The sequence below is a fragment of the Streptomyces sp. NPDC058291 genome (assembly GCF_042880855.1).
GTDB lineage: Bacteria > Actinomycetota > Actinomycetes > Streptomycetales > Streptomycetaceae > Streptomyces.
The window spans coordinates 1-22,579 of record NZ_JBHVYK010000094.1 but is presented as its reverse complement, the minus strand read 5'-3'; the positions used below and the strand labels follow the sequence as shown (position 1 = coordinate 22,579).

Annotated in this window: 15 protein-coding genes and 1 pseudogene; 10 read left to right on the top strand and 6 right to left on the bottom strand. The window is 73.9% G+C overall.

Annotated elements, in window-relative coordinates; genetic code table 11:
• Positions 1-313: 313 nt before the first annotated feature.
• Positions 314-667 carry a hypothetical protein gene (locus tag ACFVYK_RS32320; RefSeq protein WP_389780148.1) on the top strand — a complete coding sequence of 118 codons (354 nt, stop codon included), beginning with the start codon at positions 314-316 and terminating at the stop codon, positions 665-667.
• Here ACFVYK_RS32320 and ACFVYK_RS32315 read toward each other — a convergent pair.
• Both ACFVYK_RS32315 and ACFVYK_RS32310 read right to left on the bottom strand, forming a co-directional pair.
• Complete coding sequence (locus ACFVYK_RS32315; RefSeq protein ID WP_389780146.1) at positions 645-1,682, bottom strand: tellurite resistance/C4-dicarboxylate transporter family protein; 1,038 nt, start codon at positions 1,680-1,682, stop codon at positions 645-647. The two genes, ACFVYK_RS32320 and ACFVYK_RS32315, sit on opposite strands and share 23 nt — an antisense overlap.
• Positions 1,683-1,796: 114 nt before the next feature.
• A complete protein-coding gene (locus ACFVYK_RS32310) occupies positions 1,797-3,068 on the bottom strand; it encodes a C40 family peptidase (RefSeq protein WP_389780144.1) in 1,272 nt (423 codons plus the stop codon).
• Positions 3,069-3,653: 585 nt separating this feature from the next.
• Here ACFVYK_RS32310 and pcrA point away from each other — a divergent pair.
• Positions 3,654-6,155 carry a DNA helicase PcrA gene (gene pcrA, locus ACFVYK_RS32305; protein ID WP_389780142.1) on the top strand — a complete coding sequence of 834 codons (2,502 nt, stop codon included), beginning with the start codon at positions 3,654-3,656 and terminating at the stop codon, positions 6,153-6,155.
• A 74-nt stretch (positions 6,156-6,229) separates the two neighbouring features.
• On the opposite strand, the gene ACFVYK_RS32300 is transcribed toward pcrA, so the two are convergent.
• The gene (locus ACFVYK_RS32300; RefSeq protein WP_389780140.1) at positions 6,230-7,756 is read right to left on the bottom strand and encodes a M23 family metallopeptidase; all 1,527 of its coding nucleotides are present in this window, start codon (positions 7,754-7,756) and stop codon (positions 6,230-6,232) included.
• Positions 7,757-8,025: 269 nt separating this feature from the next.
• Positions 8,026-8,997, bottom strand: coding sequence for an esterase/lipase family protein (locus ACFVYK_RS32295; RefSeq protein WP_389780138.1), 972 nt, complete (start codon positions 8,995-8,997; stop codon positions 8,026-8,028).
• A gap of 509 nt (positions 8,998-9,506) precedes the next feature.
• On the opposite strand from ACFVYK_RS32295, the gene ACFVYK_RS32290 reads away from it, so the two are divergent.
• Complete coding sequence (locus ACFVYK_RS32290; RefSeq protein WP_389780136.1) at positions 9,507-9,929, top strand: cobalamin B12-binding domain-containing protein; 423 nt, start codon at positions 9,507-9,509, stop codon at positions 9,927-9,929.
• A 16-nt stretch (positions 9,930-9,945) separates the two neighbouring features.
• On the opposite strand, the gene ACFVYK_RS32285 is transcribed toward ACFVYK_RS32290, so the two are convergent.
• Both ACFVYK_RS32285 and ACFVYK_RS32280 read right to left on the bottom strand, forming a co-directional pair.
• The gene (locus ACFVYK_RS32285; protein WP_389780135.1) at positions 9,946-11,577 is read right to left on the bottom strand and encodes a DUF5691 domain-containing protein; all 1,632 of its coding nucleotides are present in this window, start codon (positions 11,575-11,577) and stop codon (positions 9,946-9,948) included.
• Positions 11,578-11,680: 103 nt separating this feature from the next.
• Positions 11,681-13,036 carry an SWIM zinc finger family protein gene (locus ACFVYK_RS32280; protein ID WP_389780134.1) on the bottom strand — a complete coding sequence of 452 codons (1,356 nt, stop codon included), beginning with the start codon at positions 13,034-13,036 and terminating at the stop codon, positions 11,681-11,683.
• Positions 13,037-13,192: 156 nt separating this feature from the next.
• Between ACFVYK_RS32280 and ACFVYK_RS32275 the strand changes: the two genes are divergently transcribed.
• From ACFVYK_RS32275 to sucD, 7 genes and pseudogenes are all read left to right on the top strand, one after another.
• Entirely contained in the window at positions 13,193-14,323 is a 1,131-nt protein-coding gene (locus tag ACFVYK_RS32275) for an AAA family ATPase (RefSeq protein WP_389780132.1), read from the top strand.
• A 79-nt stretch (positions 14,324-14,402) separates the two neighbouring features.
• Positions 14,403-16,994 (top strand): annotated as a pseudogene (locus tag ACFVYK_RS32270) (DUF5682 family protein); the annotation flags it as partial.
• Positions 16,995-17,332: 338 nt separating this feature from the next.
• A complete protein-coding gene (locus tag ACFVYK_RS32265) occupies positions 17,333-18,502 on the top strand; it encodes a VWA domain-containing protein (protein WP_389780131.1) in 1,170 nt (389 codons plus the stop codon).
• 98 nt (positions 18,503-18,600) lie between these two features.
• Positions 18,601-19,689 carry a hypothetical protein gene (locus ACFVYK_RS32260; protein ID WP_389780130.1) on the top strand — a complete coding sequence of 363 codons (1,089 nt, stop codon included), beginning with the start codon at positions 18,601-18,603 and terminating at the stop codon, positions 19,687-19,689.
• A gap of 70 nt (positions 19,690-19,759) precedes the next feature.
• A complete protein-coding gene (locus tag ACFVYK_RS32255; RefSeq protein WP_389780129.1) occupies positions 19,760-19,945 on the top strand; it encodes a hypothetical protein in 186 nt (61 codons plus the stop codon).
• Positions 19,946-20,347: 402 nt separating this feature from the next.
• Entirely contained in the window at positions 20,348-21,526 is a 1,179-nt protein-coding gene (gene sucC / locus ACFVYK_RS32250) for an ADP-forming succinate--CoA ligase subunit beta (protein ID WP_389780127.1), read from the top strand.
• 21 nt (positions 21,527-21,547) lie between these two features.
• Complete coding sequence (sucD, locus tag ACFVYK_RS32245; RefSeq protein ID WP_329412857.1) at positions 21,548-22,435, top strand: succinate--CoA ligase subunit alpha; 888 nt, start codon at positions 21,548-21,550, stop codon at positions 22,433-22,435.
• The last annotated feature ends 144 nt before the right edge of the window (positions 22,436-22,579 follow it).

Here is a 22,579-nt window from a genome sequence, read left to right as displayed (position 1 = left end):
CCGTTGCCCGTTGCCCGTTGCCCGCCGACGCCGACGCCGACGCCGACGCCGACGCGCACGAACACCGAGCGCACAAGCACCGAGCGCTCGACCATCGACGGGGGCGTGGGGCGTGGGGCGCGGGGGCCCGGGGCGGGGGCATGGGCCACGAGGGCGCGGAGGATCGCCCCCGCCCCGGGCCCTCAGGCACCCGGGGCGGGGGCGGGGCATGGGCCACGGGGCGCGGGGGCGCGGAGGATCAGCCCCGGGCCCTCAGGCCCCGGGGCGGGGGCGGTGTCGGGCGAGGGCGTTGCGGCTGACTAGCATCCGCCCCATGGACGTACTCATCCATCTCTTCGTCGGCCTGCACATCATCGGCATCGCCGCGCTGCTCGGCGGCTTCCTCACGCAGATGAAGGCGATGGGCCGGGGCGCCGCCCGTTTCGTTCCCGCAATGCTGCACGGCGCGGCGACCATGCTGGTCACCGGTGTGATCCTGGTCGGTCTCAACCAGGCCGACGACCAGCACGTGAACAACATCAAGATCGGTGTGAAGCTCGCGCTGCTGATCGTGATCCTCGGCCTGGTCTATGTGAAGCGGGACGACGAGCGGGTGGAGAAGCCCCTCTTCGGCCTGGTGGGACTGCTGACCGTGGCGAACGTCTTCATCGCGGTGCTCTGGACCTGATCGCCGCACGGCCGCGGACCGCGCGGGCCGCGCCGGTCACGGCCGCCGCGGCGACGACCAGCCACGCCGCCACCGCGACCCACAGCAGAACCTCGCCCGGCCGCGCCAGCCACGGGACGTCCGCGGTGTCGGCGACGGACAGGGTCGCCGCCGCGGTCATGCCCATCGGAAACGCCGTCGCCCAGCGCCGCAGGTCGTAGCCCGGCCGCGGCCACCGCGCCTCGGCGGCCAGCAGCACGGCGTACCAGGCGAGGTCGAGCACCAGCAGCGCCACGGTCACCGCGCGCAGGACCCCGGCGTCGTCGTCGTTCCACAGGTGTGGACCGGCGGTGTCGGCCGCGAGGAGTTCCGCTCCCGCGAGCGCCGACACGGCGAGCGCGCCGCCCGCCACCCACTGGTCCCCGGCGCCCTCGGCCACCTGCCGCAGGTCGAACAGGGGCAGGGCGACGCAGTAGAGCACGAGCCCGAGCCAGAACAGCACGAGCGCGGTGTGCGCGAGCCAGGCCGCCTCCTCCGCCCGAGCGAGGGCCGCGCCGAGCACGGCGAGCCCCTGGGTGGCCACACAGCACAGGAACACCGAGCCCGGCATGCCCCGTTCCCAGCGCCGGACGGCGGTCACGAGCAGCACCGGCCACAACACCGCCGCGAGAGCCAGCAGCGCCTCGGCCGCCGTGGGCCGGCCGAGCACCGAGACGCGGGCCCCGAGCACCGTCGTCGCGGCCACGGCGGTCGGCGCCGCCGGCGTTCCCGCCTCGGCGAGCCAGCGCGGGCGCTCCAGGGTCAGCCGCGCGACGAAGTCCGCCGCCAGCACCGCCCACGCGGCGCCGGCCATGGCCAGGGTGACCCGGGAGGCCACCTCGTACCCGGTCAGATGCAGGCCGACCGACACGATGCCGGTGGCCATCACGGCGGCCCCGGCCGCCGACTGCCGCCGCGCCCACCAGTCCCGCAGCGGGGAGCGACCGTAGGGCGCGGGCGCGGGCGGGGGTGAGGGGAGAGGGCCGGACCCGGACATGCGGCCGATGCTAGGGAGGTCGCCCCGCCGCGCGAGCGGGGCACGCGCGACGGAGGACCGGGAATACGTGTGCGTGCCCCGGCCGGGCGTCGCGCCGTGCCCACGCGCGGGTGATCAGGCGGGGCGCACCACGCTGTGGATGCCGGATCCGCCGTCGTGGTGGTGGACCGGCTCCTCGCGGACGTAGGCGCCCGGCTTCGGGGCGTGGATCATCATGCCGTTGCCGAGGTAGACGCCGACATGGCTGGCGTCGGCGTGGAAGAAGACCAGGTCACCGGGGCGGGCGTCGGCGAGGGCGACCGGGGCGCCGGCGGTCGCCTGGTCGTGGGCGGTGCGCGGGAGCGTGACGCCGGCGGCCTTCCAGGCGGCCTGGGTGAGTCCGGAGCAGTCGTAGGAGCCGGGGCCCATGGCGCCCCAGACGCACGGCTTGCCGATCTGCGCGCGGGCGAAGGCGAGCGCCTTGTCGGCCTTGGCCCCGTACGACGGCTCCGTGGGGGAGAGGGCGACCGAGGGGGAGTACGACGCGGTCCCCGTGCTCGACGGGCCGCCGCTCTCCTGCCGCGCCGAGGCCGGTACGGCCGCCTGCCGCAGGGCGACCGAGGGGGAGTACGACGCGGTCCCCGTGCTCGACGGGCCGCCGCTCTCCTGCCGCGCCGAGGCCGGTACGGCCGCCTGCCGCAGGGTGAACTCGGCCGCGTCGCGCGCGGCCTCCTCCCGCTGTCGCTGCTCGATCGCCGCGAGACGCGCCTTCTCCTGGTCCGTCAGCCGGGAGAGCAGCTCGCGCGCGTCGCCCAGCTTCTTCTGGACGGTGGCCTTGGCGGTCCTGAGTCCGCTCTGCGCGTCGGTGAACGGCGCGTGGCCTTCGGCGGCCTCCCGGCGCGTCCCCGCCGTCGCCGACTGCTCGGCGACCTGGCTCACCACCTGGTTCTGGTCGAAGTAGTCCTGTGGGGCGTCCGCGAGCCGGAACGTCGCCGTGGGGGGTGCGGGCGCGGACGGCGCGGGTGCGGGCGCGGACGGCGCGGGCGCGCCTGCGCGGTACCGGGCCGCAGTGCGTGAACCCGGCTCCTCACGCGGCTGGTCGAGCTGCGGGGCGCGCTGGGCGCGCTGGAGGACGTCGTCGGAGCGGGAGTCGACGCGCTTGCGCTGCCTGGCCGTCTTCTCCTTGGCGACGTCGTACTTCTCGGTTGCCGACTCCGCCTGCCGGTAGAGGTCGTCGACCTTCTTCTCGACCTCCTCCAGGCTCGGCCTGCCGTCCTCCGACGGCGCGGCGTTCGCCGTCTGGGAGAGCAGGGCCACGGACGTGAGGGCGGCGGTGGCGAAGGCCGGCGGGCGTATGCCTGCCGCACGCGGGCTCGCGGAGCGCGGCTTGCGGTGCTGCGACGCCAAGGGAGGCGACTCCTTCCAGTGCTCCGCTCACCGGGTCGACGGCGGGGGCCCTCCCGGGCCGGCCGGCTCCGGGGGAGGGCTCGGGCGGTGGAGATCGGAAGGTCGCCCTACGGCCCGTTCTCCGGCGGGAGGCCGGGCCGATCCACCCCACGACTTCGGTGGGTCCCGGTTCCGGTCGCGCGAGCGGGCGCGCCGGACTCGGCGGAGGCCGCGCGGCCCGGCGTCGATCGCCGGTGGGGATCCTGCGGCCTGAGCGGCACGGTAGCCAACCGGTGTGGTCCGTGTGAAGGACGATGGGTGATATGCCCGATACATTTTCGTGACCTGCCGCGGGGTTTGAGCCGCGCGGCCGATGTACTCGCGGACCGTGACCAGGGTCTTCCGCACGGTGAAGACCGCCTTGGCGCAGGTTGAAAGCAGCCTTCGCGCAGCTCGAAGGCCGGCCGTGCGCAGGGTGCAGGCGAGCCGTCAGCAGGGCGGCGGCGGCCCCTCGGCGGGGCGAGGCCGGGCCTCCCGGAGGGTGAGTGCGGGAGATTCCCGGGACGGCGGCCGGTTGTCAGTGACGCCCCCTAGACTCGTAGAGCGATGAGCAGCCTCTTTGACGACAGCTTCCTGGCGGACCTCCAGGGCCCCCGTGCCCCCGAGGAGGAGCCCCCGCCGCCGCCCGAGGACGATCACGGACCGGAGTCGGTCCCGGACGATCTGTTCGGCGGGAAGTTCGACGCGCCGCCGGAGCGGGACGCCCACTACCGCGGTGGCGCCCCGCGCCCGGTCCTGGACGCGGCGGCTCTGCTGGAGGGGCTGAACGACAACCAGCGCGCGGCCGTCACCCACGCGGGCACCCCGCTGCTCATCGTGGCCGGCGCCGGCTCGGGCAAGACGCGGGTGCTCACCCACCGGATCGCCCATCTGCTCGCCGAGCGGCACGTGCACCCGGGGCAGATCCTCGCGATCACCTTCACCAACAAGGCCGCGGGCGAGATGAAGGAGCGTGTCGAGCAGCTCGTCGGTCCGCGCGCGAACGCGATGTGGGTGATGACGTTCCACAGCGCGTGCGTGCGCATCCTGCGTCGCGAGAGCAAGAAGCTCGGCTTCACGTCGTCGTTCTCGATCTACGACGCGGCCGACTCCAAGCGCCTGATGGCCCTGGTCTGCCGGGATCTGGACCTCGACCCCAAGCGCTACCCGCCCAAGTCCTTCAGCGCCAAGATCAGCAACCTGAAGAACGAGCTGATCGACGAGGAGGACTTCGCGGCGCAGGCCGCCGACGGTTTTGAGAAGACCCTCGCGCAGGCCTACGCGATGTACCAGTCCCGGCTGCGCGAGGCGAACGCCCTCGACTTCGACGACCTGATCATGACGACGGTCAACCTGCTGCGCGCCTTCCCCGACGTCGCCGAGCACTACCGACGCCGCTTCCGGCACGTCCTGGTCGACGAGTACCAGGACACCAACCACGCCCAGTACGCCCTGGTGCGCGAGCTGGTCGGCACCTCCGACCACCCCGTGGACGTCCCGCCGAGCGAGTACGACGTCCCGCCCGCCGAGCTGTGCGTCGTCGGTGACGCCGACCAGTCGATCTACGCCTTCCGGGGCGCGACGATCCGCAACATCCTCCAGTTCGAGGAGGACTACCCGGACGCGACGACGATTTTGCTGGAGCAGAACTACCGCTCCACGCAGACGATCCTGTCCGCCGCCAACGCGGTCATCGAGCGCAACGAGTCCCGCCGCCCCAAGAACCTGTGGACCAACGCGGGCGCGGGCGCGCGCATCACCGGCTACGTCGCCGACACCGAGCACGACGAGGCGCAGTTCGTCGCCGACGAGATAGACCGGCTCACGGACGCGGGCGACGCGAAGGCGGGCGACGTCGCCGTCTTCTACCGCACCAACGCGCAGTCCCGTGTCTTCGAAGAGATCTTCATCCGCGTCGGTCTGCCCTACAAGGTCGTCGGCGGGGTCCGCTTCTACGAGCGCAAGGAGGTCCGGGACGTCCTGGCCTACCTGCGCGTGCTGGCCAACCCGGAGGACTCGGTGCCGCTGCGCCGGATCCTCAACGTGCCCAAGCGGGGCATCGGCGACCGCGCCGAGGCGATGATCGACGCCCTCTCCCAGCGGGAGAAGATCAGCTTCCCGCAGGCCCTCAAGCGCGTCGACGAGGCCTACGGCATGGCCGCACGGTCGACGAACGCCGTGAAGCGGTTCAACGCGCTGATGGAGGAGCTCCGCACGATCGTCGAGTCGGGAGCCGGTCCGGCGACGGTGCTGGAGGCCGTGCTCGAACGCACCGGCTACCTCGCCGAGTTGCAGGCCTCCACCGACCCGCAGGACGAGACCCGGATCGAGAACCTCCAGGAACTCGCCGCGGTGGCCCTGGAGTTCGAGCAGGAGACCGAGGCGGCGGACGGCGAAACCGCCGCGCCGGCCGGGCTCTCCGACTTCCTGGAGCGGGTCGCCCTGGTCGCCGACTCCGACCAGATCCCGGACGAGGAGGAGGACGGCTCGGGAGTCATCACGCTGATGACCCTGCACACCGCCAAGGGACTGGAGTTCCCGGTCGTCTTCCTGACCGGCATGGAGGACGGCGTCTTCCCGCACATGCGCGCCCTCGGCCAGACCAAGGAGCTGGAGGAGGAGCGGCGGCTCGCGTACGTGGGCATCACGCGCGCGCGGGAGCGGCTGTACCTCACCCGGTCGTCGCTGCGCAGTGCCTGGGGGCAGCCGTCGTACAACCCGCCCTCCCGGTTCCTGGAGGAGATCCCGCCGACGCACGTGGACTGGAAGCGGACGGGGGCGACCACGCCCGTCTCCTCCGGACCGGTGTCCGGGGTGGCGGCCTCGCTGTCCTCCTCCCGCTCGCGGTCCTCGGCGGCCGGCGCGTCCGGCTTCGCGACACGCCGGGCGGCCGGGGACAAGCCGGTGGTCGCGCTGGCCGTCGGGGACCGGGTCACGCACGACCAGTTCGGGCTCGGCACGGTCGTGGGCGTGAAGGGCACGGGCGCGAACGCGGAGGCCACGGTCGACTTCGGCGACGTCAAGCCGAAGCGACTGCTGCTGCGGTACGCGCCGGTGGAGAAGCTCTAGCGCACGAGCGAGCCCCCGCTGCGACAGCGGGGGCTCGGAGCTCGACGCGCGAACAGCGCGGTCACGGACGGGGGTTACGTCGGGTTGAGTCCGTGGCTGCGCAGCCAGGGCAGCGGGTCGATCGCGGAGCCGCCGACCGGCCGGACCTCGAAGTGCAGGTGCGGGCCGGTGGAGTTGCCCGAGTTTCCGGAGTAAGCGACGGGATCGCCGGCCTTCACGGTCGTGCCGGAGGCCACGCGGTAGCTGGAGAGGTGGCAGTACCAGGTCTCCGTGCCGTCCTTCGCGGTGATGATCAGCATGTTGCCGTAGGCGCTGTTCCACTGCGTCCGCACGGTGCCGTCGGTCGCCGCCATCACGTTCGTGCCGTAGGAGACCGGGAAGTCGATGCCGGTGTGCTGGGACATCCAGTTGATGCCGGCCTGCCCGAAGTAGGCGCTGAGGCCGTGCTGCGCGACGGGCAGGGCGTACTTGGGGCGCAGCCGCTCCTTGCGGGCCGCCTCGGCGGCGGCCTTCTTCTGCTCGGCCTCCTGCTGCGCCTTGAGGTCGATGCGTTCCTGCGTGCGGCTGGCGCGGTCGGCGAAGTCGTCGGCCCCGGCGCTGAGGGTCTCCAGCTGGCTGTCCAGCTTGGTGTTGGCGGCGGACGGCTTCACCGGCTGTGCGTCCGCGGCGGAGGCCGTGGTCTCCTGCTTGTCGTCGCCGCCGGTCAGCGTGCCGACGGAGGCCGCGGCGATCCCGGCGACGCCCATCACGCAGACCGAGGGAACGGCCACCGTCAGCAGCGCGGAGCGCTTGGCGGGCAGCCGGCGACGGGAACGGTTCGCGTTGCGGGCGGCCGCCCGGCCGAGCGGTGCGGGCGCGGCCTCCTCCTGGTCGTCGAGGAGGGCGGGGACCTCGTCGGGCAGTTCGCCGTCGGCGGCGGGCTCGTCGTACGCGACCTGGTCGAAGGTGGCGGTGGCCTGCTGGTCGAAGGGGACCTCGGCGGACTGCTGTCCGTAGGCGTCGGCGGCCCGTTCGGCTCCGGTGTCCTCGCCGCCGTGCTCACCGTCGTCGGCGTTCCACTGGGTGGCGTCGTACGCGCCGGTGTCGAAGGCCTGCGTGCCCCATTCCCATTGCTGGGTCGGGTTGGCGCACTGGTCGGGCTGCAGCCAGGCGCTCGCGTCCCACTGGCCGCTGACGTCGGGCGCCGTCGCCTGCTGGGGCACAGCGGACAGGTGCTGGTGCTCGCCGGACCAGGCCGTCGCGTCGTAGGCGCCCGTGTCGTAGCCCCCCTGGTGCTGGGCCGCGTAACCGTCGTGGTCCGGCATCCGGTGACTGCCCGTGTCCAGGTGCCGGTGGGCGTCCGCGTGCCACTGCCCGCCGTCGCACGCGCCGGGGGAGGCGCCCGTGCCGTCGCCCGGAAGCTCGCCGAAAAGGGGGTCGGCCGCACTGAGATGCCCGCCGGTCTGCGCCCCGGCGTCGAAGGCGCCGGTGCCGTAGCCGTGGTACGGGGTGAAGCCGTCGTACTGCGCTTCCTGGGTGCCGTACGACGCATAGGGCGCCGGATCGGCGTCGGAAGCCGGGGCCGGGGTGGTCATGATCCCCGACGGGTGACGGTCGTTCACCAACTTCTCTTTCGCCGACGACAGGGGCTGCCAGAGCAGTGCGGCGACTGTACCCGGCAGTACGCGGGCACGACAATCTTCTGCAGGTTTCGCGCTCACAGGAAAGGGCATTCGCCCGTGTTTCGGGGGACGGGAGCGCGAGTTTGGCCCTAGGTTCGAATAGCGTTCGACGGTGAAGGGGTGCCCGGGGAGGCAGGGGAGGGAGGGGAGGGGCCGCGGAGGCGCTCCCGGGGCGCGTCCAGGGAGGGGTGGGCGCCTTCCCGGTGTCGTCAGGCCACCGTCAGGCCGCCACTGCGACGGCCGCTGCGGGCGCCGGCGGGCGTCGCCGGACGGTCGGCGTCCAGAGCCTGCCGGATGCCGGTCGCGACGGCGGGGTGGACGGGCAGTGCGAGATGGCCGATGCCGGTGACGCGGACGTTCTGGGCCAGCAGGTCCGGATGGTCGACGCAGGCCGACTCCAGAGGGTCCATCAGGTGGTCCAGATCGCTCCAGAAGCTGACGAAGCGGGTACGGCAGCCCGGCGCGGGCTGGGACAGTTCCTCGATCAGTTCCGAGCCGGGGCGCATCTGGCGCACGATCGGGTGCGCGTTGGCCAGCGGCGCCACCCGGGTGCCGGAGTGGGGTGTCCCCAGCGTGACCAGCGTCCGCACGCGGGCGTCCCCGGCGAGCCGCTGAACGTAGTAGCGGGCGATGAGGCCGCCGAGGCTGTGTCCGACCACGTCCACCTGGGGGCTGCCGGTGCGCTCGCAGATCTCCTCTATGTGCCGGCCGAGGAGTTCGGCCGCGGTCCGTATGTCGCACGTCAGGGGTGAGTAGTTGAGCGACTCCACCCGGTGCCTGCCGTTCTGGGCCAGGCTGCGCCGCAGCAGCACGAACACGGAACGGTTGTCGATGAAGCCGTGCAACAGCACCACGGGGACCGAAGGCTGGGCGGGCAACTGGATCGGTTCCCCCGCGGACCCCGGCCCGGTGAGTTCCGCGCGGGCCGCGCAGCGGCGCTCCTGCGCCATCCCCGAGGGATAGAGGAGCAGGTGCCCGGCGAGGATCGCGAGGTCCAGGGCGGTCGCCTTCAGGAGGGCCACGGAGAGCCCGGCCAGCCTGCTCGGCAGGCTCGGGAGATGCGGCAGACCCGGAAGACCCGGGAAGCCGAGGAAGGCGGGAAGGCCGGGAAGGGCCGGGATGTCCGGCAACAGACGCTGACACAACGGAAGAATGGGCTGCAAGGCCCGGGTGACCTTCATGGCCGACCTCCTGTCGGCACGCTGAGGACTTCTCTGTCCCCCGTGTGCCCTCGTGGAAGTCGCTGTCGAGGAGGTCGATCGGGCACTACAGGGCGTACGGCGGGAGCGGCCTGCGGAGCGGGGGTGTACGGCTCTGATGACACCCGGTCGCACCGATCGACGTGACGGGAGTTCCCTGCCGGTACTGGCGAGGAGGCTTCCCGCTGTCGTGCCTTACCTGCCCTACGTGACCATCGTGCCTGCCGATCCGCCGAACCGCCACGCGGCGCTGCCTGCGGCGCTCGGCGGTACCGCGGCCTCGTCGCGGCTCCAACTGCGACCGTTCCCCCGTGGCGCGGGGGAGTGGTGCGCGGTGAACGTGTCCCTCCCGATGATTTTTCCCCTCGGGCCGCCTTGTGAAACGGCCGGTCGACGGATGCCGGCGGTAACGTTCGTTCACCTCCGCGGACCGTCTGGCACGGGGCGTGCTGCCGGTGGAGGATGGACGCAGTCGCTTCATGGAGGCAGTGATGGGTGTGGCAGCCGGTCCGATCCGCGTGGTGGTGGCCAAGCCGGGGCTCGACGGTCACGACCGCGGGGCCAAGGTGATCGCGCGGGCGCTGCGCGACGCCGGCATGGAGGTCATCTACACCGGGCTGCACCAGACGCCCGAGCAGATCGTCGGCACCGCGATCCAGGAGGACGCCGACGCGATCGGCCTGTCCGTCCTGTCCGGGGCGCACAACACGCTCTTCGCCGCGGTGGTCGAGCTGCTGAAGGAGCGGGACGCGGAGGACATCCTGGTCTTCGGCGGCGGGATCATCCCGGAGGCGGACATCGCGCTGTTGAAGGAGAAGGGCGTCGCGGAGATCTTCACCCCGGGGGCGACCACCGCGTCCGTCGTCGACTGGGTGCGGGCCAACGTCCGGCAGTCCGACGTCCGCTCGGCCTGAAGGAGCCTCCCCGTCCTCACCCGCCGGGCGGGCGGGCGGCGCCGGTCTCCAGCTCCGCCGCCATCGCCGCCCTCAGCCGCAGCGTTCTGCACAGGCGCTGGAAGGCCTCCGCCCAGTAGCCGCCCGCGCCGGGGGAGGCGTCCTCCGGCTCGTCCGGCACGGCCAGGAGGGCGTCGAACCGGGTCGCCTCCGACGGGTCGAGACAGCGCTCGGCGAGGCCCATCACACCGCTGAAACTCCAGGGGTAACTGCCCGCGTCCCGCGCGATGTTGAGCGCGTCCACCACGGATCTGCCGAGCGGGGCGGACCACGGAACGGCACAGACGCCGAGGAGCTGGAACGCCTCCGACAGGCCGTGCGCCGCGATGAAACCGGCGACCCACGCGGCCCGCTCGGCCGCCGGCAGGGCGCCCAGCAGCCTCGCCCGTTCGGCGAGGGACACGGCGCCCGGACCGCCCGCGCCCGGCGCCGACGGCGGTCCGAGCAGCGCCCGCGACCAGTCCGGGTCGCGCTGCCGTACGGCGGCCCGGCACCAGGCCGCGTGCAGTTCGCCCAGCCAGTCGTCGGCCACCGGCAACGCCACGATCTGCTCCGGTGTGCGGCCGCCCAGCCGGGCCGACCAGCCGGCGAGCGGGGCCGCCTCCACCAACTGGCCCAGCCACCAGGACCGTTCGCCCCGACCGGAGGGCGGCTTGGGCGACACGCCGTCACGTTCCATGGCCGCGTCGCACTCGTGCGGCGCCTCCACCACGAGCGTCGGCGTGTCCTGTGTGTGGTCGACGGCCACGCAGGCGGCGGCCCGGACCGCCATCCGCGCGGCGAGCGCCGACTGCGGCAGCGCCGACAGCAACTCCGCCGCCGTGGCGCGCACGTTGCGGCTCCGGTCGGCCAGCGCCTGCTCCAGGAACGGCTCGTCGCGCGGGCCGAGGCCGGTGCGCAGCGAGTCGAGGAACATCAGCCGGTCCTCGGCGCGCTCCGTCGGCCAGGTGGCCGCGAGGAGCTCGCGCGCCGCGTCGGGGTCACGGGAGCGGATCGCCGCGAGGAGCGAGACGCGCTCGGCGAACAGCCCCTCCCGCCAGAGCTGTTCGGCCCGCCCCGGCTCCTGCGGGCCCGGCGCCGCGCCGCCCCCCGGGCTCGCGCGCAGGACGAACCGCCAGTCCGGGTTGAATCGGGCCAGCCACAAGGCGCGCGGTCCGGCGAAGCGCAGGGCCGCCGGACGCAGGTCCGTCCGCGCGCGTGCCGCGTCGAGCAGCGCGGGGAGGGACTCGGGTGGCGCGGCGAATCCACGGTCGTTCACCGCCGTCAGCCACTGGGGCAGCAGTTCGACGAGGTCGGGGGCAGTCCCCCGCCGGCCGCCGCTCGCGGTGCCGGGGCGGTCGGCCAGAAGCAGGGCGAGCCTGCGGGCCGCCGCCGGGGGCAGGGCCGGACGCGGGTCCTCGGGGGCGGGTCGCGGGCGTGGGGCCGCGGGGCCTGGGCGCAGACCGGCCCGGCGGCGGACGGTCTCCGCGGCGGCCGCGTCCAGCAAAGCCCGCGGAGCGTCCCGGCCGGGGGCCGTGCCCGGGGGCGTACGGCGGTCCGTGCCCAGGAGCGCGGCGGTGACCAGGTCCTCCCAGGCGGGCGACGGGGGGAGGGACGAGCCGGCGTTCATGAGGATCCCTTCTGTTGCCGTTGCCGTTGCCGTTGCCATTGCCGGGGTCGGGGCCGTTCCGGTGGCCGGTGCTGTAGCTGCTCGTCCGGCCGTTCGGGGGCGGTCAGCACAGGCGGACCGCGTTTCCCGGGCCCGTCGGCCAGGCCGTCAGCGGGGTGAAGCCGCGGTGGCCGCACTCGCCGAAGACCTTGAGGGGAGCGCCGCCCGAGAGGGCGACCAGACGCCACAGGCCGGGGCGGTCGAGCGCGGCGGGGGCGAGGGGCAGTGCCGTGTCGCCGGCGGCGTCGGCCAGGTGCCAGGAGCCGCCGTCCGGGGTCGGTATGACGTCGTCCAGCGTGACCGGCACCGACTCCTGCCACGGGTCGTCGCGCAGGGCCTCGCCGTACCGGACGGTCGCCTCGGTCGTCGTGACGCCCGGGGGACGGGCGCCGGTGGGAGCGGGCGGTGCGAACTGCTCGCCGAGGGACGCGCGCCGCCCGCCCGCCCCGGGGTGGGCGGAGAGTTCGGCGTCCAGGACGAGGCCGACCGGCAGGCTGAGCTCGGGGGCGCGGCCCACGGCGCCGTAGGAGAGCAGGAGCGCGGTGCGGCCCGAGGCCGTGCCGTACAGCCAGCTGCGGCGGGTCGTCAGTTTCGGGTCGGTCGTGTCGTACTGGGCGAGGACCAGCCAGTCGTCCCGGACGGGCGGGCCCTGCGGGGACGAGGACAGGCCGACGCGGGTGCGGACCGTCGCCGCCAGGGCGTCCGGCAGCCGCTCTCGGTGCAGCCAGCCCTGGTCCAGGAGATGCAGCAGCGCGCACTCCTCCAGCAGCCGCACCGGCCAGCCCGCCCCGGTGGCCGGGAGGGCTCCCAGCTCCCGCACGCGCGAGGCCAGGCCGGGGGCCTGCGCGTCGACCATGCGGGCCGCCGTCTCCTCCCACAGCCCGTAGCCCTCCTGCTCGGCCGTGGCCAGACCGGAGCGCAGCAGATCGGCGAGGCGCTCCTCCAGATCCGTGGCCCCCGCGGTGATCCGCTCGGCGCGGCGCTCGGCCCGGCGACGCGCCCCCTCCGGATCGGCGGGAGCGCCGGCGGAACCCGCCGGACCGGCCGCGCGTTTCTCCGATGCGCGCCTTCGGCCCGCGAGCCACTGCTCCACCCAGTCCGGCGCCTGCCCGACGGGCACCGACCCCTCCCCGCCCGACCAGAGGAGCAGCAGCCCGAGCGCGTGCTTGCACGGGAACTTACGGCTCGGGCAGGTGCAGTCGTACGCCGGGCCGCCGGCGCCGCTCACGACGTCGACGACCGTCCGGTACGGCGTGCCGCCGCTGCCCTTGCACCGGCCCCATACCGCCCCCTCCGGCGAACTGCCCGTCCCGGACCAGGGCCCGGCCGCGCCGAGTTTGCTCCCCGCTTTGCGTGACGCGGAGTCAGGCGCCAGTGCCAGCACCTGGTCCGCGCTCCAGCGCACCCCCTGCTGAGTCATGTCCTCGACGGTAGATCCCCCCACTGACAATCGGTCCGCCGAGCCGGCGACGCCGACGGGCACGAGCGTGTTCTCGCAGGTCAGATCGCGTTGTCAGTGCCGTGGTGCACGGTGGACACCAGATCCGAACCGGCCGAGCTGGAGGGGGCCTCAGCCATGTCTGTGTCCGTAGATCCGACGTCCGTGCAATCGAGCGGCACCGAGCCGGCGGAGGCATTGCGCCCGCACGCCGAGGACGCCTTCGCCGCCGAACTCGCCGCCCTGGCCGCGCAGGACGACCGGCCGCGTCCGGCCCGTTGGAACATGTCGCCGTGGGCCGTGACCACCTATCTCCTCGGCGGCGTCCTGCCGGACGGCACGGTGATCTCGCCGAAGTACGTGGGCCCGCGCCGCATCGTCGAGGTGGCCGTCAGCACCCTCGCCACCGACCGGGCGCTGCTGCTGCTCGGGGTCCCGGGCACCGCCAAGACCTGGGTCTCCGAACACCTCGCGGCGGCGGTCAGCGGCGACTCGACGCTGTTGGTGCAGGGCACCGCGGGCACCCCGGAGGAGGCGATCCGCTACGGCTGGAACTACGCGCAGCTGCTCGCGCACGGGCCGAGCCGGGAGGCGTTGGTGCCCAGCCCCGTCATGCGGGCGATGGCGCAGGGCGCCACGGTCCGGGTGGAGGAGCTGACCAGGATTCCGGCGGACGTGCAGGACACGCTGATCACCGTCCTGTCCGAGAAGACGCTGCCGATACCGGAGCTGGGGCAGGAGGTGCAGGCCGTCCGCGGATTCAACCTCATCGCGACGGCCAACGACCGCGACCGCGGGGTCAACGAGCTGTCCAGCGCGCTGCGCCGCCGCTTCAACACCGTGGTGCTGCCGCTGCCCGCCAGCGTCGAGGCGGAGGTCGACATCGTCGCGCGGCGCGTCGACCAGATCGGCCGCTCCCTGGACCTGCCGGCCGCCCCGGACGGCTTCGAGGAGATCCGCCGGGTGGTGACGGTCTTCCGCGAGCTGCGCGACGGCGTCACCTCCGACGGCCGCACGAAGGTGAAGTCGCCGAGCGGCACGCTGTCCACCGCCGAGGCCATCTCCGTCGTCACCGGCGGCCTCGCGCTGGCGGCCCACTTCGGCGACGGCGTGCTGCGGCCGGCGGACGTCGCGGCGGGGATCCTGGGGGCCGTCGTCCGTGATCCGGCCGCCGACCGGGTCGTCTGGCAGGAGTACCTGGAGGCGGTCGTGCGGGAGCGCGCCGGCTGGACCGACTTCTACCGGGCCTGCCGGGAGGTGAGCGCGTGAACGGCGACGAGGCGACCCGGGCGGGGATTCCTGACGAGGGGAGGGCGGCCGTGGACGACGACACGAAGTGGCCCCGCCGATGAGCGCGGCAGGCGCGGCGGGCCTCGACGGCGGCGGCCGGGACCCGGCCGCGGGGTGGCCGCTGCTGCTGGGGGTGCGTCATCACGGGCCGGGATCGGCCCGCGCGGTCCGGGCGGCCCTGGAGGCCGCCCGGCCCCGGACCGTGCTGATCGAGGGGCCGCCGGAGGCCGACGGGCTGATCCCGCTCGCGGCGGACGAGGACATGCGGCCGCCGGTCGCCCTCCTCGCCCATGCCGTGGACGAACCCGGGCGGTCGTCGTTCTGGCCGATGGCCGAGTTCTCCCCGGAGTGGGTCGCCCTGCGCTGGGCCTTGGAGCACGGGGTGCCCGCCCGCTTCATCGACCTCCCGGCCACGCACACGCTGGCCTGGGAGAGGCACGAGGAGCACGAGGAGCACGAGGAGAGCGCGGGGGCCGAGGACACGGACGCGGGCCGGACGTCGGGGCCGGGGGAGGGGCCCGGCCAGGGCAGGACGGACGGCGGTGGCGCCGGAACCGGCGTCGGGCGGGGGCCTGACGCCGGGCGGGAACCCGGCCGCACGGAGGCGCCGGGCGGCGGCCGGGGAGGCGCCGGCGGGGACGCCGACAGGAGCCGGGACGCCGACGGGAGCGGGGGCGCCCACGGGGGTGGGGGTGCCGGCGGGAGCCGTGACGGGTTGCGGATCGATCCGCTGGGGACGCTCGCCGAAGTCGCCGGGTACGACGACCCCGAGCGCTGGTGGGAGGACGTCGTCGAGCACCGGGGCGCCGGGACGAAGGACCCGTTCGCGCCGTTCGCCGCGCTGGAGGAGGCGATGGGTGCGCTGCGCGAGACGCACGACCGCGACGCGGCGGGGGACCAGGACGAGCGGGACCGCGTGCGCGAGGCGTACATGCGTCTCCAACTGCACCTGGCGCAAAGGGAGTTCGGAGCGGACGGAGTGGCCGTGGTGTGCGGGGCATGGCATGTGCCCGCCCTGCGCCGAAAGGCCGCCCTCGCCGCCGACCGGTCGCTGCTCAAAGGGCTGCCCCGGATCAGGGCCGACCTGACCTGGGTGCCGTGGACGCACCGCAGGCTGGCCCGGGCCGGCGGATACGGCGCCGGCATCGACTCGCCCGGCTGGTACGCCCACCTCTTCGCGTCCCCCGACCGGCCGGTCGAGCGCTGGCTGACGAAGGTGGCGGTCCTGCTGCGCGAGGAGGACCGGATGGTGTCCTCGGCGCACGTCATCGAGGCGGTGCGGCTCGCCGAGACGCTGGCCGCGCTGCGCGGCCGGCCGCTGCCCGGCCTGGGCGAGACCACCGACGCCGTCCGCGCGGTGCTGTGCGAGGGCTCCGACGTCCCGCTGGCCCTGGTGCGCGACCGGCTGGTCGTCGGGGACGTGCTGGGCCAGGTGCCGGCGGGCGCTCCGGCGGTGCCGTTGCAGCGCGACCTCGACCGGCTGCAGCGTCGGCTGCGGCTCCGGCCGGAGGCGGCGGAGCGGGAGCTGGCGCTCGACCTGCGCAAGGAGAACGACGCCGAGCGCAGCAGGCTGCTGCACCGGCTGCGGCTGCTGCGCGTCGAGTGGGGCGAGCCGGCCGCCTCCCGCGGCAGCACCGGCACCTTCCGGGAGACCTGGCGGCTGCGGTGGGAGCCTGAGCTGTCCGTGCGGGTCGCCGAGGCCGGGGTCTGGGGGACGACCGTGCTCGCCGCGGCGACCGCCAAGGCGCAGACGGACGCCGTCGCCGCGGGTGGTCTCGCACAGGTGACCGCGCTCGCCGAGCGCTGCCTGCTGGCCGGACTGCCGGACGCACTGCCGACGGTGATGCGCGTCCTCGCCGACCGGGCGGCCCTCGACACGGACGTCGGCCACCTCGCCCAGGCCCTGCCCGCGCTGGTCCGCTCCCTGCGCTACGGCGATGTGCGCGGCACCGAAACCGGCGCGCTGGCGGAGGTGGCGGCGGGCCTCGCGGAAAGGATCTTCGTCGGTCTGCCGCCCGCCTGCGTCTCGCTGGACGCGGACGCGGCGGACCGGATGCGTCGTCATGTGGACGCGGTGCACGGGGCGGTGGCGATGCTGGACGGGCCCGAGGACCTGCCGGCCCGCTGGCGCGCCGTGCTTCGGGTGCTGTCCCGGCGGGACAGCGTGCCGGGCGTCGTGCGGGGGCGGGCCGTGCGGCTCCTCCTGGACGAGGGGGAGCTGGACCCGGGTGAGGCGGCGCGGCTCATGGGGCTCGCCCTGTCGCCCGGGACGCCGCCAGCCGACGCGGCCGCCTGGATCGAGGGGTTCGTCGGCGGCGGATCCGGCGGCGGACTGCTCCTCGTGCACGACGAACGGCTGCTCGCCCTGGTCGACGGATGGCTCACGACGGTGTCCGCGGAGGCGTTCACGAACGTACTGCCGCTGCTGCGGCGGACGTTCTCGGCGTACGAGCCCGGGGTGCGCAGAACCCTGGGGGAGCTGGTCCGGCGCGGTCCGGGAGAGCGGGGGAGCGGACCGGGGGCGCACGCCGGGACCCCCGGGTTCGCCACCGGGCTCGACGAGCGACGGGCGGACGCCGTCCTGCCGGTGGTGCGGCTCCTGCTGGGCCTCGGCCCGGCCCCCGACGCGGCGGGCGGCGGCGAGACGGGCGGCGCCCGGACGGCCGACAACCCGACGGCCGACAACGGGACGTGCGGCGACCGGACGGGTGACAACGGGGCGGGCGGCGACGGGACGGGCGGCGACGGGACCGGCGGCGACTGGACGGCCGACAACGGGACGTGCGGCGACCGGGCGGGCAGCGACTGGACGGGCGACAACGGGACGGGTGACAACCCGACGGCCGCCGACGGGACCGGCGGCGAGTGGACGGCCGACAACGGGACCGGCTGCGACGGGACAGCGAGTGGCGGCGAGCGGACGACCGGCGACGACGACACGGCCTCCGACGGTGGCACGGACGACGGCGAATTCGCGGAGGTGGGGACATGACGGTGGACGACGCGGCCGAGACCGAGCCAGGGCGGGAACGGCTGCGGCGCTGGCGGCTGGTGCTCGGCGGCGGGGCGGCGGACGGCACCGGGCACGGACTCTCCGGCCGGGACGCGGCGATGGACGGGGCGCTCACCGCGCTTTACGGCAAGGGGGAGCGAACGCCGGGGCGCGACCGTGCGGCGGGGCTGGGGGCGTCGGCGCCGTCCGTGGCGCGCTGGCTCGGGGACATCCGGACGTACTTCCCCTCGTCCGTCGTGCAGGTCATGCAGCGCGACGCCATCGACAGGCTCGGCCTGTCCGCCCTGTTGCTGGAGCCGGAGATGCTGGAGGCGGTGGAGGCCGACGTGCACCTCGTCGGCACGCTGCTCTCTCTCCACAGGGCGATGCCGGAGACCACCAGGGAGACGGCGAGGGCCGTCGTCCGCAAGGTCGTCGAGGACCTGGAGAGGCGGTTCGCCACCCGCACCCGTGCCGCCCTGACGGGTGCGCTCGACCGCAGCGCGCGCGTCAGCCGTCCGCGCCACCACGACATCGACTGGAACCGCACGATCGCCGCCAACCTCAAGCACTACCTGCCCGAGCACGGAACGGTCGTGCCGGAGCGGCTGGTGGGACACGGGCGGTCGTCGCCGTCCATGATGAAGGAGGTGATCCTCTGCGTCGATCAGTCCGGGTCGATGGCGTCGTCGGTCGTGTACGCCTCGGTGTTCGGGGCGGTGCTGGCGTCCATGCGGTCGATCGGCACCCGGCTCGTCGTCTTCGACACGGCGGTCGCCGACCTCACCGACCGGCTCGACGATCCGGTGGACGTCATGTTCGGCACCCAGCTCGGCGGCGGCACCGACATCAACCGGGCGCTCGCCTACTGCCAGTCGCAGATCACCCGGCCGGCGGAGACGGTGGTGGTGCTCATCAGCGACCTGTACGAGGGAGGCATACGCGACGAGATGCTCAAGCGGGTCGCGGCGATGAAGGCGTCCGGGGTGCAGTTCGTGGCGTTGCTCGCCCTGTCGGACGAAGGAGCGCCGGCCTACGACCGGGAACACGCGGCCGCCCTCGCGGCGCTGGGCGCACCGGCGTTCGCCTGCACCCCCGATCTGTTCCCGGAGGTGATGGCGGCGGCGATAGAGAAACGACCGCTGCCGGTGCCGGACATCGGGTGACGGCCAGTACCCGTTGGTAACAGGGGTCTTGCGCAACCGTGGGACCCCCGTGCGAGGATCGGTGCCACGCTGTCACCGCACGGGAAGAACGACCCCTCTTGACCTGGCCCCCGACCCTGTCCGTCGCCGCTCTGCGCGTCCCGCGCACCGCGGCCGGGCGGCGTGCGCTGCAACTCGCATTGCTGGTCGCCGGGTTGTCCGCCCTCGGGTTCCTTCTCGGCGGGCGGGCGCATGCGGTGGGGGGCGCGCCGACGCCGGCCGCGCTCATCGTCGAAGTCGCGGCGCCGGTCTCGACCGCCGGGTCGACCGACGCCGTGCCCACGGTGAGCGAGCAGCCGGGCCGAGTTCCGACCCGGCCCCGGACGCAGGCGAGGACGTCGGCACGGACGCAGGTCGACCCGCACACGGAGGTGGGGGTTCGGGCGGCGGTCCGGTCGTCGGTGGCGCCGGTGCTGTCGATCGTCTCCGACCTTCCCCGTCCACGTGCGGTCCCGGCCGTCCCGGACCTGACCCGTCCGCCTGCGCTCCCCGCCGTCCCGGATCTCGGCGATCTCCCCGGGCTGCCCGCGCTGCCCGACCTCCCCGCGGTTCCCTCCCTCCCCGCCGTTCCCTCCCTTCCCGGGCTCTCCGCGCTTCCCGGGCTCTCCGGCCTTCCCGAGGTCCCGGTTCTGCCGTCGTCGCCGGTGGGGACGCTTCCGGACGGGGGCGGGAAGGGGGCTGACGTGCACCCGTTGCCGTTGCCGTTGCCTTCGCCGCCGACCGTGCCGTCGTCGACCGTGCCGTCGTCGGACGGGCAGGGGCCGGCCGGCCGGAAGGCCGCCCAGGCGCCGGCGGTCACGGCGGCCGTGACCGTGGCTGCGGCAGACGCCGTGACGTACGGGCCGGTCAGTTCGGGGACGGGCGACTCGGCGCGCGCCGGTGAGCGCAATGGAGCGATGGCGCTGCCCGTCCGTTCCGGGCCTGCGGTCCTCCCGGTGCCCGTGTCTCCTCCGGCACACCGGGGCCCCGACGGTGATCCGGCCGGTGGACCGGCGTCCGACAGCGGAGTCCCGCGGCACGGCGACGCGCATGCCGTCGTCGCGCCGTGCCACCGCCAGGTGCTGCGGCCCGCGCTCGGCGGTACGGCGGATCCCGACGTTCCCAAGACGCAGGACAGGTACCGGGACGTCCCCGTCTTCCCCGGCTAGGCAGAACGAGAACGGCCCTCCTCGCCCGCTCGATCGAGGCCGACCCCTTCCGGCACTGCCCGGCCTCCCCGTGTCCGTCGCCGTCGGACCCGTCGGCCCTGGGCCCGTCGGACCCGTCGGCGCCGGCGTCAGCCTCGTTGCCGTCGACCTCACCGTCACCGTGACCGTCGCCGCCGTGATCGCCGTCGCCGCCGTGATCGCCGTCGTCGGCTCCGGCGTCGTCCCGGCTGCGGCGGCCGACCCATCGACTCCGTGAGCGGCAGGTACTCGGACGGCCGAAAGCCTTTCGGCCCGTCCGGTCCAACCCTCACGGTCGGGGCGGACCGGTCCCCATTGGGGTGGGGACCGTCCGCCTCGAGCCCCCACAGGGGGCTGTTCAGGGGGCCTCACCGGGCCAACCCCAACCCGGTGAGGCCCCTCCCCTCCGGCACCGGGTGCCAGTGAGCCCGGCATCATGTGACAGGTATCACCGCTCAGGTGTGACCCTCGATTTAGGGGCCTCCTGCAAGCAGCGATAACCTGCGAGACGGACATGCCGCGCGCTCGGACACCGTGTGCGCCTCCCTTGTGACTGACAGACGAAGCGGACGTCACGTTGCCCTCGCGGCACGCCCACGCAGACAACGAACCGCGAGATCACTGATAGGGACGGAAGCGCGTGGACCTGTTCGAGTACCAGGCGAGGGACCTCTTCGCCAAGCACGATGTACCGGTGCTGGCCGGTGAAGTCATCGACACGCCTGAGGCGGCCCGCGCAGCCACCGAGCGTCTCGGTGGCAAGTCCGTCGTCAAGGCCCAGGTGAAGGTCGGCGGCCGCGGCAAGGCCGGCGGCGTGAAGCTCGCCGCCTCCGCCGACGAGGCCGTGGAGCACGCCACCAACATCCTCGGCATGGACATCAAGGGCCACACGGTCCACAAGGTGATGATCGCCGAGACGGCCCCGGAGATCCTGGAGGAGTACTACGTCTCCTTCCTCCTGGACCGTGCCAACCGCACCTTCCTCTCCATCGCGTCCGTCGAGGGCGGCATGGAGATCGAGGAGGTGGCGGCCACCCGTCCGGAGGCCGTCGCCAAGACGCCGATCGACGCCAACGAGGGCGTGACCCCGGAGAAGGCCCGCGAGATCGTCGCGGCCGCGAAGTTCCCGGCCGAGGTCGCCGACAAGGTCGCGGACGTCCTCGTGACGCTGTGGAAGACCTTCATCGAGGAGGACGCCCTCCTCGTCGAGGTCAACCCGCTGGCCAAGGTCGCCTCCGGTGACGTCATCGCCCTCGACGGCAAGGTGTCGCTGGACGAGAACGCCGAGTTCCGTCAGCCGGGCCACGAGGAGTTCGTCGACCACGCGTCGGCCAACCCGCTCGAGGCCGCCGCGAAGGCGAAGAACCTCAACTACGTCAAGCTCGACGGCGAGGTCGGCATCATCGGCAACGGCGCGGGTCTCGTCATGAGCACCCTGGACGTCGTCGCGTACGCCGGTGAGAACCACGGCGGCGTCAAGCCCGCCAACTTCCTCGACATCGGCGGCGGCGCCTCCGCCGCCGTCATGGCGAACGGCCTGGAGATCATCCTGGGCGACCCGGACGTCAAGTCCGTGTTCGTCAACGTCTTCGGCGGCATCACCGCCTGCGACGAGGTCGCCAACGGCATCGTCCAGGCGCTGCAGCTGCTCGCGGACAAGGGCGAGGAAGTCACCAAGCCCCTGGTCGTCCGTCTCGACGGCAACAACGCCGAGCTGGGTCGCAAGATCCTCTCCGACGCCAACCACCCGCTGGTCCAGCGCGTGGACACCATGGACGGCGCGGCCGACAAGGCCGCCGAGCTCGCGGCTGCGAAGTAAGGAAGAGGGACAGACTCAGCCATGGCTATCTTCCTCAACAAGGACAGCAAGGTCATCGTCCAGGGCATGACCGGTGCCACGGGCATGAAGCACACCAAGCTCATGCTGGCGGACGGCACCAACATCGTCGGTGGCGTGAACCCCCGCAAGGCGGGCACCTCCGTCGACTTCGACGGCACCGAGATCCCGGTGTTCGGCACGGTCGCCGAGGCGATCGAGAAGACGGGCGCCAACGTGTCCGTCCTCTTCGTGCCGCCGGCGTTCGCGAAGGCCGCCGTCGTCGAGGCGATCGACGCCGAGATCCCGCTCGCGGTCGTCATCACCGAGGGCATCGCCGTCCACGACTCGGCCGCGTTCTACGCGTACGCCGTGTCCCAGGGCAACAAGACCCGGATCATCGGCCCGAACTGCCCCGGTCTCATCACGCCGGGCCAGTCGAACGCCGGCATCATCCCGGGCGACATCACCAAGCCGGGCCGCATCGGCCTGGTCTCGAAGTCCGGCACGCTGACGTACCAGATGATGTACGAGCTGCGTGACATCGGCTTCTCGTCCGCCGTCGGCATCGGTGGCGACCCGGTCATCGGCACGACGCACATCGACGCGCTCGCCGCGTTCGAGGCCGACCCCGACACCGACCTGATCGTCATGATCGGTGAGATCGGCGGCGACGCCGAGGAGCGGGCCGCGGCCTTCATCAAGGACAACGTGAAGAAGCCGGTCGTCGGCTACGTCGCGGGCTTCACCGCGCCCGAGGGCAAGACCATGGGCCACGCCGGCGCCATCGTCTCCGGCTCCTCCGGCACGGCCGCCGCGAAGAAGGAGGCCCTCGAGGCCGCCGGCGTCAAGGTCGGCAAGACGCCGACCGAGACGGCGAAGCTGGCGCGCGAGATCCTCGCCGCGGGCTGACGCACGTCTGACGCGCGGCCCGATGCGGGGCCGGCGCGCGGCTGATCCGCGGCCGATGCCCGGCTCCTTCGCGGGCCGGGCGTCCGCGGGCCGAGTGCCGTACGGCGAGACGCCGGTGGGCCCGCCCCCTCGTGGGGGCGTGCC

Bases quoted from the DNA above. Each gene is read 5' to 3' on its own strand.
- ACFVYK_RS32320 (WP_389780148.1), top strand. From the start codon at position 314: ATGGACGTACTCATCCATCTCTTCGTCGGCCTGCACATCATCGGCATC.
- ACFVYK_RS32315 (WP_389780146.1), bottom strand. From the start codon at position 1,682: ATGTCCGGGTCCGGCCCTCTCCCCTCACCCCCGCCCGCGCCCGCGCCC.
- pcrA (WP_389780142.1), top strand. From the start codon at position 3,654: ATGAGCAGCCTCTTTGACGACAGCTTCCTGGCGGACCTCCAGGGCCCC.
- ACFVYK_RS32295 (WP_389780138.1), bottom strand. From the start codon at position 8,997: ATGAAGGTCACCCGGGCCTTGCAGCCCATTCTTCCGTTGTGTCAGCGT.
- ACFVYK_RS32290 (WP_389780136.1), top strand. From the start codon at position 9,507: ATGGGTGTGGCAGCCGGTCCGATCCGCGTGGTGGTGGCCAAGCCGGGG.
- ACFVYK_RS32285 (WP_389780135.1), bottom strand. From the start codon at position 11,577: ATGAACGCCGGCTCGTCCCTCCCCCCGTCGCCCGCCTGGGAGGACCTG.
- ACFVYK_RS32280 (WP_389780134.1), bottom strand. From the start codon at position 13,036: ATGACTCAGCAGGGGGTGCGCTGGAGCGCGGACCAGGTGCTGGCACTG.
- ACFVYK_RS32275 (WP_389780132.1), top strand. From the start codon at position 13,193: ATGTCTGTGTCCGTAGATCCGACGTCCGTGCAATCGAGCGGCACCGAG.
- ACFVYK_RS32265 (WP_389780131.1), top strand. From the start codon at position 17,333: ATGACGGTGGACGACGCGGCCGAGACCGAGCCAGGGCGGGAACGGCTG.
- sucD (WP_329412857.1), top strand. From the start codon at position 21,548: ATGGCTATCTTCCTCAACAAGGACAGCAAGGTCATCGTCCAGGGCATG.